Below are 14,957 nucleotides of genomic sequence, written 5' to 3' on the forward strand. Positions count from 1 at the left end.
CGCGCCGGCAAAGCGGGATTGGGGACTTCTTTCCGAAGCGCTCGCAGGGCTGCGACAATCGCGCCCAATGTCGGTCCCCCGCTGTTGCCTTGGCGCAGCGCGGCACCGTCTGCGCCCCTGGAGGCACCACAAGGATTCACATGAGCATTGACGCCACGCCCGCCACACCTGCCGCCACAATTGCCGCCACGCCCGTCCTGGCCCCGAGCGACCAGAACCTGATCTGGATCGACCTGGAAATGACCGGTCTGTTCCCGAACACCGACCGCATCATCGAGATCGCCGTGGTGGTGACCGATCCCACCCTGGCCATCCGCGTGGAGGGGCCGGTGTTTGCCATCCATCAGAGCGACGAGACGCTGGACAAGATGGATGCCTGGAACAAGGGCACCCACGGCAAGAGCGGCCTGATCGACCGCGTCAAGGCCTCCACCATCAGCGAGGAAGAGGCGCAAACCCGCGTCATCGACTTCCTCAAGGCCTATGTGCCGGCCAACAAGTCGCCGATGTGCGGCAACTCCATCTGCCAGGACCGCCGTTTCCTGGCCAACTACATGCCCAAGCTGGAAGACTTCTTCCACTACCGCAACCTGGACGTTTCCACGCTGAAGGAACTGGCTCGCCGCTGGAAGCCGGCTGCCATGGAAGGCTTCAAGAAAGCCCAGAAGCACACGGCCCTGGCGGACATCCATGAATCGATTGACGAGCTGATCCACTACCGCGAGCATTTCCTCAAGCTCGACTGAGCCCGGACACCATGGACGACCCGCGCCGCCCGGCGATGCTGTGGGCGGCTTTTGACTTTCCGCGCCACCCGCTGGCGCGTGAGGACGGTGAACGCGTGCGCGGATGCTTTGTGCAGCCGCCGGCGCGTCGCCTGGTCGCGCGCGACCCGGTGTCGCTGCGGGCGGTGCTGCGCGAGGCGCATGCGGCGTCGCAGGCCGGGGCGTGGGTGCTGGGCGGGGTGCGGTATGAGGCGGCGGGGGCGCTGGATCCGGCGCTGGACACTGCGGCGATTTTTGAGGCGACTTCTGCCACGACTCGTGCGACAGGGGCGTTGCCGCTGTCGCCCGCAGAACGGGGGCACGCCGAGGGCACGATGTCGGCCGGTGCGGTTGACGCGAGGCCGCTGCTGGCCGAATTTGCGGTCTGGGACATTGCCCCGCAGCCGTGGCCCGCCACCGAAGCCCTGCGAGCGCATGACCTGTCGGCCTGGCAGGACGTGCAGTCCGATGCCGCCGAGGCCGACCAGATCGAGCGGGTGCGCAACTACATCCGCGCGGGCGACTGCTACCAGGTCAATCTGTGCACCCGCGTGCGGGCGCAGGCCGGCCCCGACTTCGACCCCGTCGCCTATTTTTTCGCCCTGCATGCGGCCCAGCCAGGCGGCTTCGCGCTGCTGCTGCGATTGGCGGACGGCGACACCGTCGCGAGCGTCTCCCCGGAGCTGTTCTTCGACTGGCGTCCGCTGCCGGAAACGCCCGAGGCGACCCACACCTGGCTGCTCTCGACCCAGCCGATGAAGGGCACCGCGCCCCGCGGCCGCGATCGCGCTGCCGACGAGGCCGCGCAGGCCTACCTGCGCACCAGCGAGAAGGAACGCGCCGAGAACCTGATGATCGTGGACCTGCTGCGCAACGACCTGTCGCGGGTGGCGGTGACCGGGTCGGTGCGGGTGCCGCGCCTGTTCGAGCTGCATGCCTTGCCGACGGTCTGGCAGATGACCTCCACCGTCAGCGCGATCAGCCGTGCAGGGCTGGCGCTGGACGACCTGTTCACTGCCTTGTTCCCCTGCGGCTCGGTGACCGGTGCACCCAAGCGCCGCGCCATGCAGATCATCCACGAGCTGGAGCCAGGCCAGCGGGGCTGGTATACCGGCGCGCTTGGGCTGATGCAGCCCGGCGGTGCGGCGACCTTCAACGTGCCGATCCGCACGGTTACGCTGCGGCAGGATGGGGGTGCTGAGTGTGGCGTCGGCAGTGCCATCACGCTGGATTCGGCCGCCGCGGCAGAGATCGACGAGTGGCGTGCCAAGCTGCGATTCCTCTCCAGGGCGCAGGCCCCCATCGAGGCCCTGGAGACGCTTCGCCTGGAGGACGGTGTCTTCCAGCGTGAGGCACGGCATCTGCAGCGCCTGCATCGCACGCTGCGCCACTTCAATCTGCAAGCTGGGCTGGAGCCGGTGCGGGAACGGCTCGCTGCCATCGCAGCGGCGCATCCGGCCGGCTTGTGGCGCGTGCGGATCACCGTGGGTCGCCAGGGTGAATGGACGCAGCAGATCCAGCCGCTGGTGCATGACACCTCCCCGGTGTGGGTGGCGCTGGCGCGCACGCCGGTGGATGCCCGCGGCCCGGACGCCGAATTCCTTCAGCACAAGACGACGCGCCGGGCGATCTACCAGGCGCATCTGGACCACAAGCCGGCGGACTGCCTGGATGTGCTGCTGTTCAACCGGGACGGCGAGCTCACCGAGGGCTGCCTGACCAACCTGGCGGTGCAGCTGGACGGGCCGGACGGCCCCTGGCTCACCCCACCGCTGGACGCCGGCCTGCTGCCGGGCGTCATGCGGGAAGAACTGCTGGAGCAGGGCCGCATCCGCGAAGCCCGGCTCCATCTCGACGATTTGCGGCGGGCCCATGCGCTTGCCGTCTTCAACAGTGTGCGCGGCTGGCGAGACGCCCGGCTGCTGCCTCAGGACCTTTCATGACCACCACTCCCCCCAAGCGCCGTGCTCCGGCGCGAAAGCCGCGTGCCGCGATGGCGCCGGCGGAAGCCATTGCCGAGATCGTTGGCGATGTGTCGCTGGATCTGTTTCCGGCGGACGTGCCGGCGGCGCCTTTGGCGTCGGATTCGGCTTCGGCTTCGACCGAGTCCCCTTCGGATGCGACAGCGGAAGCCAAGCCTGTAGCCACCAAGGCCTCCAAGACCACCGCGCCGAAGGCCAAGGCCGCGAAGACTGCAGCCGGCAAGGCCGCAGCGCCGTCGAAGCGTCGCGCTTCGAAAACCGCCGCTGATGTCAGCAATGCAGAGACTGCCATTGGTGCAGAGGTGGCCACCGATGCTGATGGGGTCACTAATGCTGACGAAGCCATCGCCGGAGACGGTTCCACCCCTCAAGCTCCCACAAGCACGTCCGTCGGCGAGGCTGCTGCGCACGGCGCCGGCACTACTCTTGCTGGAGATGCCGCTGGCGCTGCCAACGTCGCTGATGCTGATGCTGGCGCTGGCGCAACAGGTGCCGCCGTAATCGGCGCTGACGTGGCGGCCGCCTCGCCAGCATCGGAAGTTTCCGACGATGCAGCCGCCGCCCGTGCCTCGAAGCGCCCGGCCAAGCCACGATCCGCGCGCGGGGCTGCCGCTACGCCGACACCGGCTCCCACTGTCCTGCCGGCCTCGCTCATGCCCGAGTCCATCGACGATGCCGTCGAAGACATCTTCCAGGCGCTGATGTCCGATGAGGACGATGCATTCGCAGCGGACGCCGCCCTGGATGCGGCCGTCGGTGGGATCGAGCCGGTCGACCCTGCGCCCGTGGCGCCCAGACCAGAGCGCAATCGCAAGCCTGCGCGCAAAGGGCGTCAGCCGGCGTCCGAGCGGACGGACGACCAGTCGGACGAACACCGATATCCCCAAGCGCACGACCATGCGGAGGACAGTTCGTACGACCGCTCAGACGACCGTGAGGAAGGCCGTGAAGATGACCGCACCTACGATCAGCGCGCCCGCCATTCACAGTCCGACGATTCCTTCGGCGACGAAGACGCGCACCGCGACACCTTCGTCCCCAGCGAGCCTGGTGAAGTGCCTGCAGACGAAGCCCCTGCAGCCCCCACTCCCTCCCGCAACCGCCGCAAGCCGAGCCTGAGCGCTGCCGCCGCAAACGCCGATCCCGACGCGCCACCGCCTCTGCGCTTCACCCTCGGCCCTCGCGAAGATGACACGGTTTTCGGCGACTACGAGCTGCGCGACGCCGACACCGGCGGCACCTTCCGCCTGCGTCTGCTGGGCCGGTCGCTGTGGCGCTGCGATTGCGCAGGCTACCTGGCGCAAGGCGACTGCGAACACGGTGACGAACTGATGGCGCTGTTCACCGATGAACAGGACGACACGCTGGAGGGCGGCTGGCCCGCCCGCGAGGCCGAGGTCTGGCTGGTGCCGGGTGACGAGCGCCGCCTGCAGTGGATCGCCGGCAACGACGTGCCCGCGGCCCTGCGCGACCAACCGGGTCTGGACGAGCGTCACCGCCGGGATGCGGAACTGTCGCAGGACTGGCTGCAATCGCTGGTGGCGCAGGCGCGTGCCGCCGGTGTGCCCTTGCGGGTGGACGCGCCCGTCTGGCCGCAACTGGCCTGGGGTCGTGACGCCCAGGCGCGGGTGTCCCGACTGGAAGCCTTCCTCGCCGACGGTGCCGCCGCACAGGCCTTGTTGAAGGACACGCTGTCGCCTCACCAGTGGGAAGCCGCGCTGTTTGCCGTCTGCGCCGGCCGCGCCCTGGTGGCCGACGACCTGGGCCTGGGCCAACGGGGTGCCGCCATTGCCGCCATCCGGCTGTGGGACCACCTGTTCGGTGCCAGCCCGGCCCTGGTGATCGCTCCGGCGGCTGCCCATGCGGCCTGGCAGCGCGACCTGTCCCGCTGGCTGGGGGAGGGCGCTTCAGCGGTGACGGTCGCGGAAGCGCCTACCGCACGCCATGCGCCAGCCCTGCTGGTGGTGGACGGCATCGACCTCATGGATGACACGCGGCTGGAAACGCTGCGCGCCCTGGAAAGCCGCACCGGCGCGCAGCTGCTGCTGATCGCGCATCAGGAACCGCTGGGCCAGCCTGCGCTGACGAAGTGGGTGGACTGGCTGGACAGCGCCCGTCGCGGCCCCTGGGCGCGTCTGTCGGCACTGCCGCAGGACGCCGGCAAGAAGGCGGTGCGCGAGGCGCTGGAAGCAGTGATCCTGTCCCGCCGCAAGCGCGAGCTGCACGAGCGCCTGCCCGCCTGCCTGCTGACGCCGATGTGGCTGGACGCCGCCGGCAGCAGCCTGCCGCAAGGACCGCTGAAGCAACTGCGCCAGACGCTGGAGCGCTGGGCCGCGCGTCCCTTCCTAAACAGTGCCGAGCAGCAGCAGCTGATGGAAGCGCTGGCACTGCTGCCGCCGTCATCACGCCAGGCACTGGCTGCCAAGGCGGAAGCGGTGCTGGCGGTGCGGCGCGACTGGGTGGAGTCGGCCACGCCGGCGGCCAGCCGTCTGCTGGTCTGCAGCCGCTCCGAAACGCTGCTCGACAGTCTGGGCCAGTCGCCGCAACTGCGCCGCCTGCCGCCTCACCGTCTGCGTGCGGGTGACAGCGCCGAGCAGCGCGCGGCCACCCTCAAGGCCTGGCGCGATGCGCCGGCCGGTGTGCTGATGGCCAGTGACGATGCGCTGGCAGCGGTCCCGGCCGGACTGCTGTCGCAGGACCGCGTCGCGGTGATCCATGCTGACCTGCCCTGGCAAGCCTCCACGCTGGACGAGCGGGTGATGCAGGCCTGCGGCGATGACTGCTGCGGCGTTCCTGCGGCGCTGCTGCTGATCAGCGGCTCGCTGGATGCCGGGCTGAGCCAGGCCCATGCCAAGGGCCTGAGCTTCCCGCACTGGCTGGATGCCCCGCCGACCTGGCTGGATGCCGAAGATGTGCAGGCGCTGATGGCCGTGCTGCCGGCCCTGCTGGACGGGCTGTGACGAAAGCCCGCCCTTGAGGGTCTCTCAAGGCCCCTATCCCCGCACACGGGGGAGGGGCTAGGGGAAACCCCGAAAGTGAGGCTATACTCGCGCTCTTCATCGGCGGGCCTGTGCTTTGCACTGGCAGTTCTTGGCACTGGCCCTTGCCCGATGTTTCGTACGTCTCCTCTGACCACTTTGCAGTCCGTCGCAGGCCGCCAGAATCCTTCGGGATTCTTTGGAGTCTGCAACACGCTGGCCGTCCTGGCCTTCACGTGTTTGATGCACTGCAAGCCCTCGGGTTCGGTCGGCGGCGATGCCGTCGCTATGACTGTTCCCCGGCGCCTCACCCGGCTCCTTGCGCATCTTCATGCCAAGCCCAGGTGATCGACGCGAGCTTTCTCCCAGCGACATGACCCTCCGCCGCGGCACCCGTGTGTCCCGCGGGCGGACAGCGACCCGGCCATCCGTGGGCATTGCATGCCGCACCGACAGCCAGGCGCTTCTTTGGACTTGAGATGACTGTGAACCAAGAACTGAACGCCCCCCAGAACGCCGACCTGATCGACGACCAGATGGATGCCGAGACCGGCACGCTGGACACGCAGGCCGACGTCGAGGCGTCCCCCGTGGCTGCCGCCCCGTCCGGCGTGGCCTTCTCCACCCTGGGTCTGCACGAGGCGCTGCAGCGCGCCGTGAAGGACTCCGGCTACGAGCACGCCACTGACGTGCAAGCCCGCGCCATTCCGCCGGCCCTGGGCGGCGCCGACCTGATGGTCTCGTCCCGCACCGGCTCCGGCAAGACCGCGTCGTTCATCCTCCCGGCCCTGCAGCAGGTGCTCGAAGCCCGTGCCGCCCGTGCCACCGGCCCCAAGGTCAAGGTGCAAGGCCCGCGCGTGCTGGTGCTGGCACCCACCCGTGAACTGGCCATGCAGGTTTCCAAGTCGGCCATGACCTATGGCCGTCACATCCAGGGCCTGCGCGTGGCCACGGTGCTGGGCGGCATGCCCTACGCCCTGCAGCTGCGCATGCTCAGCGGCCCGCTGGACATCCTGATCGCCACCCCCGGCCGTCTGCTGGACCACATCAACAGCGGTCGCTGCAAGCTGGACAACGTCACCATGTTCGTGCTGGACGAAGCCGACCGCATGCTGGACATGGGCTTCATCGAAGACATCGAGTTCGTGGCCCAGCAACTGCCGGTGGCCCGCCAGACCCTGATGTATTCGGCCACCTTCGCCGGCCACACCGGTCGCCTGGCCGAGCAGCTGATGAAGGACCCGCAGCGCATCGACGTCAGCGGCCACACCGAAACCCACGAAAACATCGAGCAGCGTCTGCACTGGGCCGACAACGGCCAGCACAAGCGCAAGCTGCTGGAGCACATCCTGGGCGAGCGTGACGTGGACCAGGCCGTGGTCTTCACCAGCACCCAGCAGGACACCGAATGGCTGGCCGATGCGCTGGCGGAAATCGGTCACCGCGTGGCCGCACTGCATGGCGGCATGCCGCAGGGCAAGCGCAACCGCACGCTGATGATGCTGCGTCGCCGCGACCTGCGCGTGCTGGTGGCCACCGACGTCGCTGCCCGCGGCATCGACGTGCCCACCATCTCCCACGTGATCAACTTCGGCCTGCCGATGAAGGCCGAGGACTACGTGCACCGTATCGGCCGTACCGGCCGTGCAGGTCGCTCCGGCATCGCCGTGACCCTGGCCGAGCGCCAGGATCTGTCGATGATCAAGCGCATCCAGCAGTTCACCACCCAATCCATCCCGGTCTCTCGCATCGAGGGCCTGGAGCCGCGCAATGAAGAGCCGCGCATCTATCCCCCGCGGGACCGCAATGCCCGCGGTGGCGACACCCGAGGTGACTTCCGCGGTGGCAACCGTGGCGGCTTCGGTGGCGGCCAGAGCCGTGGTTATGGCCAGGGCTATGGCCAAGGTCATGGCGGTGGTGCCCGTTTCGACAACCGCGGTGAAGGCCGTGGCGGCGACCCGCGTTTCGACCGTGGTGACAACCGCGGCCCGCGCTTCGAGCCGCGTGGTGGCGACCAGGGTGCCCGTTTCGAGAACCGTCCGCCGCGTTTCGAAGGTCGTCCGGATGCACGTCCGGAAGGTCGCTTCGAGCCGCGTGGTGACCGTCGTCCCGACGCGCCGCGTTTTGGTGACCAGCGTCCCCCGTTCCAACGCGACGGCCAGGGCCGTGGCGGCGAGCGTCGTGACGGTGCCGGCTTCCAGCCGCGTCCGCAGCGTGGCGCCGACAACCGTGGCTTCGAGCCGCGTGGCGACCGTCAGGAACGTCCGGCCTTCCGGGGTGGCGACAACCGGTTTGACGACCGCGCCCGCTTCGAAGGTCGTCCGGAAGGCGCGCCGCGTTTCGCGGGCAAGCCGGGTGCTCCGCGTGGTCCGCGCAGCGATGACCGCCAGGACCGCGGTGGCTTCCAGGGCCGTCGCACCGGTCCGCGCAAGGGCTTCTGACCTCGCCTTGAGGGACTGAAGGAGACGGACGGCGCGGAGCGGACGAATGCGGGTGGAAGGCAAGGTCATCCAGTGGGATGACGCCAAAGGCTACGGCTTCATTGCGCCTTCGGCCGGTGGGTCGAAGATCTTTGTCCATGCCCGCGCCTTCGGTCTGCGCTCGCGTCGCCCCTTCGTGGGGGAGCGGGTCAGCTACGAGGTCGGGCTGGACGGGCAGGGCAAGTCGCGCGCGATGAACGTGCGGAGCCTGGAGCCCAAGCCCGCACCGGCTGGACCCGCGCCTGGCGCTGGTGGCACCCATGGTGCCGGTGCTGCGGGAGCCGCTCGCAGCGGCGCTGGCCGGGCGGCCGGTGGCGCTGCCGCGGGTCGCGCGGGCCCTGCCGGTCCACGCGCAGCCGGCGCCGCCCCAGCAGCAGGCAATGCGGGCTCATCCACGGCCAGCAACGCCGAGCTCTGGCTCATTCCCGTCTTCGCCAGCCTGGTGCTGCTGACGCACCTGGCCTGGCCACTGCCCCATGCCTTGTGGGGTGTCTACATGGCCATGAGTCTGGCCACCTTCATCGTGTATGCGCTGGACAAGCGTGCGGCCAAGCTCGGCCAGTGGCGTGTGAAGGAAAACACGCTGCATGGCCTGGCGCTGCTTTGCGGCTGGCCCGGCGCCTTGCTGGCGCAACACTTGCTTCGACACAAAAGCGCCAAGCCGAGCTTTCGGCGCTTCTTCTGGTTGAGCACCGCGCTCAACATCCTGTTGTTTGTCCTTGTTTTCACACCGCTGGTGCCGTCTCTGCTGAGGTCGCATGCCGCGGGCGTGTTCTGAGTCATGTTGCAGTTGAAAGTGATCGATACGGCGGACGTGCCGGCCGTGCTGGCCTTGCAGGCCCAGTGCTACGCGCCACAGTTCCACGAAAGCGCCGATGCCTTCCAGGCCAAGCTGCGCGCGACCCGCGGGCTGCATTGCTCCTTCCTGGCCGTCCAGGGCGAGCAGCCGCTGGGCTACGTGGTGAGCCTGCCGGTCGATGACGATCAGCTGCCGGGGCTGGATGCACCGGAATGGGCCCCGGCCCGCGCACCGCGCACCTTGTATCTGCACGACCTGGCCGTCTCGCCCGCCGGACGTGCGCACAAGCTGGGCCACAAGCTGGTGGAGCAGGTGCTGCGCCGCGCCCGCGACATGGGCCTGCAGGAAGTGGCCCTGGTGGCCGTGCAGGACTCCGGCGCCTATTGGCAGCGGCTGGGCTTCCAGGACGCCGCGGCCCCCCTGTCTACCGCGCTGCAGGACAAGCTGGACAGCTTTGGTCCGGATGCGCGCCTGATGCGCCGCAGCCTGGTGGCGGCCTGACCGACGGTCCGCGTCGCGTCAAGGGCTCCGCACCTGCGGCCTCCGCTGCTGTCAAGCATTCGCCCGGATTCGGGTTCACCCCCATCGGCACGGTCGAGAGGGGCCGCCGAGGCTGGGATAATCACCGCATGACTGCGATCCCGGGAAGCGTGGCGGACGATCCGCTGCGCGACGATCTCCCCGAACCTTCCTTCGAAGACTATTTCCGCGAGGGGCAACTGCCGCAGGAATCCCTCCTGTGGTGGCAGCTGGAGCGAAACGAGGCCTTGCTGGCGGCGCACCGCGCGCTGTTCCACGGCCCGTCCACGCTGGTGCGGCTGCGCGTGTGGGTGTTCATCGAGCTGATGACCCTGCCGCATTCGCGCCTGACCCGCGACGACCTCAACCGGCACTTCCACGTCCTGCGCGACGAGGCGCTGGACCTCGTCCTCAAACGGCTGCGCGATGCGCAGTTGCTGGCCTGGGACGGCTCCAATCAGCATTACGGCGTGACGCCGCTGGCGCAGCAGTTGATGGCGCTGGTGTCTCCGCTGACGCAGGCGCAGGACCAGGACGGTGACCTGGTCGGCCTGCTGGCCAACGTGGCCGGCGCGCAGCAGTTGGGCACGCTGGAGCCGGCGCAGCTGCACCATCTGCTGGCGCAGCTCTCGCGGCTGTACAACGAGTTCGCGGACGCCATCGCGTCCGGATCGGAATTCCATCTTCGCCGCGCCCGCATGCGCTTTGAGCGCGCGCTCAAGCTGGTGGAAAAAGCCAGCGAGGCGCTGTCCGCCATCATTTCGCAGGCGCAGAGCGAAGGCAATGCGCGGCTGGAGCGGCTGGCGCGTGAACTGGGCCTGGCCCAGGCGCGCCTGCTGGCCATGGCCAGCCAGTTCAACCGGGCCTTGCAACAGGCCGACCGCCAGCGGGTGACGCTGGGCTCCACCGGCATCACCACCACCGACGTGCGACGCTGGCTGCAGGAAGTGCCTTTCCTGGAGAACCTGGCGCTGGGGGCGCTGTCCCGCCCGGTGCATCCGGTCTTCGTGGCCCAGCATGAACTGCTGGACACCTGCGAAGCGGAGTTTGAACGCGACCGACCCAAGCCGCCCGCGGTGGAACCGCTGCCCGACGGGCTGCAGGCGCCTGAAGGCAAGCTGGCCGTGATGAGCCTGCCGCCGGACATGGGCGAGCTGCAGACGCTGCTGGGCACCTGGAACCAGGCCGGCATCTCGATGAACGACCTGCGGCCGGCGGTGCTCGGCGGCAGTTATGCCCGCGCGGCTTATCGCGCCCAGTTGCTGCCGCTGCTCGGGGACCCGCAAGCGCAGCATCTGGCCGGCGCCACCGGCGACATGGCCCGCCAGCCGTGGCGGGTGCGCTGGTCGGCCCAGCAGGGGCCGGTGCAGGACGAGTACGTGCGCTGGATGAGCGAAGGCGTGCTGCACGGTGCCGACGTGGAACCGCCGCGGGAGCCGGAAGGCTCGCCCCTGGCGCCGCCGCCGCCCGCTGAACCGCCCAAGCGTGGCCGCCGCAAGAAGGTGGCGGAGGCGGCCCCGGCTGCGGGTGCTTCCGCCACGGAAGCCCCAACAACGGAAGCCCCAGTCGCGGACGTCGCCACCGCGGATGCCACCACTGCGGATGCCACTACCGCTGGAGCCTCCACCGCGGACGCCACCACCGTAGCAGTCACCACTGAAACGCCCCCGCCCAACACCGCAGCCGCGTCGCCGGCTGTCCCCGACGCACTTGCCGGCACCGCTGCCGCGCAAGCGCCCCTCTCATCGCCTGGACCCACCTTGCGCGCCGACCCTGTTGGCGACGACGACACCCCGGTCCCTGAAGCCTCTTCACAGCCATGAGCCCCTCTCTCGACGACGCCGCCCATCTGGCGGCCCAACTGCTGGCCCGACGCTGGCTGCCCCGCAACCAGCCGCTGGTGCGCCGGGCCCTGATCGACCAGGAACTCTGGCGCGCCGTCAACGAGCGCCTGGCCGCCGTGGGCATGCGCATCGTGGACAACGTCTATGCCGACCACATCAGTCTGGCCATGCTGCGTCCCGCCGAGGTGGCGGTCTTTGGTGAAACCGGCCTGGCGTCCAACAACAACCTGGACCTGCCGCGCGACGGCGTGGCCTTGCTGGTGGTGCTGTGGGCGCTGATCGTGCTGCCCAAGCGCCAGCGCCAGTTGGCCCGCGCCGAGGAAGCCGCCGAAGGGCAGGGCGAGATGTTCGCCACCGACAAACCGATGCCCAGCGCCGCGAGCAGTGCGCCGACCTTGTCCTACCGCAGCCTGCTGGCGGACTTCGGCAACCAGCTGGGCAAGAAGATGCGGCTGGACGCCAACCTCAAGCTGCTGGAGCGTCAGGGCTTCATCACTCGCAAAGGCGAAGACATTGCCGAAGGACCTTTGCTGGACCTGCTGCTGGACTACGACACCCTGGCGCCGCGCATCCTGGACGGCGCGCTGGCCGATGTGCTGGCCCGCTCCACCGACGGCGAAGCCAGCCCGCTGCTCAACGCCATCCTGGCCGCGCGCCACAACGAAGAATCTGACCTGAGCGATTCCTGATGTTTCATCTCCAATCCCTGGAACTGCTGCACTGGGACTATTGCCGCCGCGTCTCGATGCCGCTGGACGGCAACATCATCACCATTGCCGGCCCGAACGGCTCGGGCAAGACCACGCTGCTGGATGCGATGCGCACCCTGCTGGGCCTGGAATGCTCCGGCGGCCGCACCTACAAGACCTATGCCCGCCACGCCAATGCGGAAACCGCCTGGCTGCGTGCGCTGGTGGACAACCGTCCGCGCGGCCGTCAGAACAGCAGCCGGCCCTTTGCCAGCTCGCTGCTCTATTCGGACCAGGTGACCCTGGCGTGCCGCATCTCGCGTCAGGGCGGGGACTGGGTGCGCCGCTACATCCTGGCCGATGGCGTCCATGAAATCGAGGCGCTGGACCAGAAGGCCGACAAGGACTGGCTGGGCATCGAGGCCTGGAAGAAGCGGCTGGAGGCTGCCGGCCTGACCCGGGCCATCGGCCGCGTGCTGGCGCTGGAGCAGGGGCAGACCGACCGCTTGTGCGAACTGTCCCCGAAGGAACTGCTGCGGCTGGTCTTTGAAGTCTTTGGCGACCAGGAAGTGCTGGACCGCTATGAACTGGCCCGCAACCATCAGCAGCAACTGCTCAAGGAAGTGGAGCAGGCCACGCATGAGCTCTCGCATGCGCAGGCGCAGCTCTCCGACCTGTCCAACCGCGTCAACAGCTATCAGCAATATCAGCTGCGCCTGAAAGAGCGCGAGCGCCTGGCCACCGAAGTGGTGCCGGTGCTGCAATGGAGCGAGCAGCGCCAGCGCACCGCGCAGCAGCTGCGCGACCTGCATCGTCAGCGGCTCTTCGCCCGTTCCGACGAACGCGGCATGAGCGAGAAGCGGGCCCACCTGCTGTCGCTGTTCCAGGCGCAGGAGGCGGCCCGCAACCGCCAGAGCGAGCTGGAGTCGCAGCGCAAGGAAGCCCGTCAGGCCTTCGAGGCGGCGCGTGACGGAGAGCGTCCGATGGAAGCCCTGGTCAAGCGCGAGGAAGACCTCAAGGCGCTGGCGGCGGTCGAGACCGACGGCGCCGCACTGACCACTCGGCTGGAAGAGCTGGGCACGCGCCAGCATGAATTGCGGGAGAGCTTCACGCGCCACAACGACCAGCTTCGCAAGGCCCAGTCGGCCATGGATGCGCTCAGCGGCCAGCGTTTGCCGCCGCCGCCGCAGGAAGTCACGCGCTTTCGCAAGGCGTTGGATGAAGCCGGCATCCAGCACCATGTGCTGGCCGACTGCATCGATATCTCCGACGACCAGTGGCGTGCCGCTGCGGAAGGTTTCCTGCGCCCGTCCCGCTGGGTGGTGGTGCTGGCCCACAGCAGCGATGAAGCGCAGGCCTACCGCCTGGCCTCGCGCGAGCGGTATCGGCACTACGTGGTGGCCGATGGGGAACAGGCCCCGGCGGTGAGCCCCAAGCACAGCCTGCTGTCGGTGCTGAAGTTCAATGCCAAGGCGCCGGGCTGGCTGCTGCGTCAGCTGGCCTCGATCCGCTGTGTGGCGGATACCGAGGAAGGTGCGCGGGTCGGTGGGGAATGGATCACGCCGGATGCCTACTATCGCGACGGCCGCGGGGGCCGCAGCCTGTGGGTGGAACCTCGGGAATTCCAGTTTGGGGTCTCGGCGCTGGATGCGCGTCGTGCGTCGCTGGAGAAGGAGCTGGCCCGCTACGACCTGGAGCTGTCGCGCATTGCCAAGGAGCAGGTCGACATCGAACGTCAGCTCAAGGACGCCCATCGGGCCGCTCAGGGCCACAAGGCCGCGCAGGAGCTGGTGGAGCGGGCCGAGGAGTTCGCGCAGGCGCGTGCACGACTGCCGGGCTTGCGCCAGTCGCGGATCGAGGCGTCCACCCGCATGGCGGCGCTGGACCAGGAACACGATCGCGCCGTGGCGCAGGGCACTCGCAGCGAGCGGGACTATGAAGCCGCGCAGGCCTCGCTGAAGGCGAGCGAAGAGAACGTCTCCAAGGCCGAACGCGACTGGGCGTCCCGCCGCGATGATCTGCTGGCACAGGCCCGCCTGTCGCGCGAGGCCAAGGCCCGCTTCCCGTCGGCCTGGACACATCCCACGCGACTGGCCGCGCTGCGGGACGAATTCGAGAATGCCAAGCAGGCCGAGATTGCGGCCCGTCACGTGCAGCAGGAACTGGACACCGGCGTGTGGGAAACCGACCCGCAGGTGCAGGACCGTCATGCGCGCATGCAGGTGGCGGTGCTGGAGCAGACCACGCAGCTGGACGACCGCCGGGCCAGCAATGAGATGGCGCGGATTGCCGCCTTCAATGCCCGCGAGCGCTACATCGATGTGCTGCGCGCCACCGTGCGCCGCTACAAGAAGAATGTGCAGGAGCTGGGCGAGCTGGCCGGGGTGCATGCCCAGGCGGAACTGCCGCATCTGGACAACGACGACACGGTGCTGGCCCAGGCGGGTCTGCATGTGAAGTTCAACTTCGACGGCAAGGGAGAAGTGGGGCTGAACGACGGGGAAGCGTCGGGCGGGCAGCAGGTGCTCAAGAGCCTGATCCTGCTGGTCGGGCTGATGAAGGACGACGATGCGCCGGGCGGCTTCGTGTTCATCGACGAGCCGTTTGCTCACCTGGACGTGCGCAACATCCAGCTGGTGGGCCACTTCCTCAAGAGCACGCGGGCGCAGTATCTGCTGACGACGCCGATCACCCACAACGTGGAAGTGTTCGAGCCGTCGGAGATTACGCTGGTGACCAGCAAGAAGCCGCGTGGGGAGCGGTGGGCACCGCCGATTGCGGTGCTGGCGAGGCGGCCGGAGGAGTCGGTGTACGGGTGAGTCGGCTTGCGCCAGGCTGCGTACTGGCGCAACCGGAGTCATGACCAAGTGACCAGCTTCCTTGTCAGCCACCGTTAGGAATT

The 14,957-nt window shown here is 68.8% G+C and carries 9 protein-coding genes; all 9 read left to right on the forward strand.

Going from position 1 to position 14,957, the window contains the following annotated elements:
- Positions 1–140 precede the first annotated feature (140 nt).
- Entirely contained in the window at positions 141–746 is a 606-nt protein-coding gene (gene orn, locus DES44_RS04440) for an oligoribonuclease (protein WP_058936043.1), read from the forward strand.
- An 11-nt stretch (positions 747–757) separates the two neighbouring features.
- Positions 758–2,707, forward strand: coding sequence for a chorismate-binding protein (locus DES44_RS04445; protein WP_058936042.1), 1,950 nt, complete (start codon positions 758–760; stop codon positions 2,705–2,707).
- Positions 2,704–5,706: a DEAD/DEAH box helicase gene (locus DES44_RS04450; protein WP_147306945.1), complete on the forward strand. Its 3,003-nt coding sequence runs from the start codon at positions 2,704–2,706 to the stop codon at positions 5,704–5,706. The genes DES44_RS04445 and DES44_RS04450 overlap by 4 nt, the downstream gene beginning before the upstream one ends.
- A gap of 497 nt (positions 5,707–6,203) precedes the next feature.
- The gene (locus tag DES44_RS04455; protein ID WP_232309812.1) at positions 6,204–8,165 is read left to right on the forward strand and encodes a DEAD/DEAH box helicase; all 1,962 of its coding nucleotides are present in this window, start codon (positions 6,204–6,206) and stop codon (positions 8,163–8,165) included.
- 46 nt (positions 8,166–8,211) lie between these two features.
- Positions 8,212–8,982 carry a DUF1294 domain-containing protein gene (locus tag DES44_RS04460; RefSeq protein ID WP_058936039.1) on the forward strand — a complete coding sequence of 257 codons (771 nt, stop codon included), beginning with the start codon at positions 8,212–8,214 and terminating at the stop codon, positions 8,980–8,982.
- 3 nt (positions 8,983–8,985) lie between these two features.
- Positions 8,986–9,504, forward strand: a complete 519-nt coding sequence (locus DES44_RS04465; protein ID WP_058936038.1) for a GNAT family N-acetyltransferase — start codon at positions 8,986–8,988, stop codon at positions 9,502–9,504.
- Between the two features lie 128 nt (positions 9,505–9,632).
- The gene (locus DES44_RS04470; RefSeq protein ID WP_116001297.1) at positions 9,633–11,345 is read left to right on the forward strand and encodes a hypothetical protein; all 1,713 of its coding nucleotides are present in this window, start codon (positions 9,633–9,635) and stop codon (positions 11,343–11,345) included.
- A complete protein-coding gene (locus DES44_RS04475) occupies positions 11,342–12,055 on the forward strand; it encodes a hypothetical protein (protein ID WP_058936037.1) in 714 nt (237 codons plus the stop codon). Before DES44_RS04470 ends, DES44_RS04475 begins: the two co-directional genes overlap by 4 nt.
- Positions 12,055–14,874, forward strand: coding sequence for an ATP-binding protein (locus tag DES44_RS04480; protein WP_058936036.1), 2,820 nt, complete (start codon positions 12,055–12,057; stop codon positions 14,872–14,874). The genes DES44_RS04475 and DES44_RS04480 overlap by 1 nt, the downstream gene beginning before the upstream one ends.
- Positions 14,875–14,957: the final 83 nt, after the last annotated feature.

Source organism: Roseateles depolymerans (genome assembly GCF_003387155.1).
Lineage (GTDB): Bacteria > Pseudomonadota > Gammaproteobacteria > Burkholderiales > Burkholderiaceae_C > Roseateles > Roseateles depolymerans.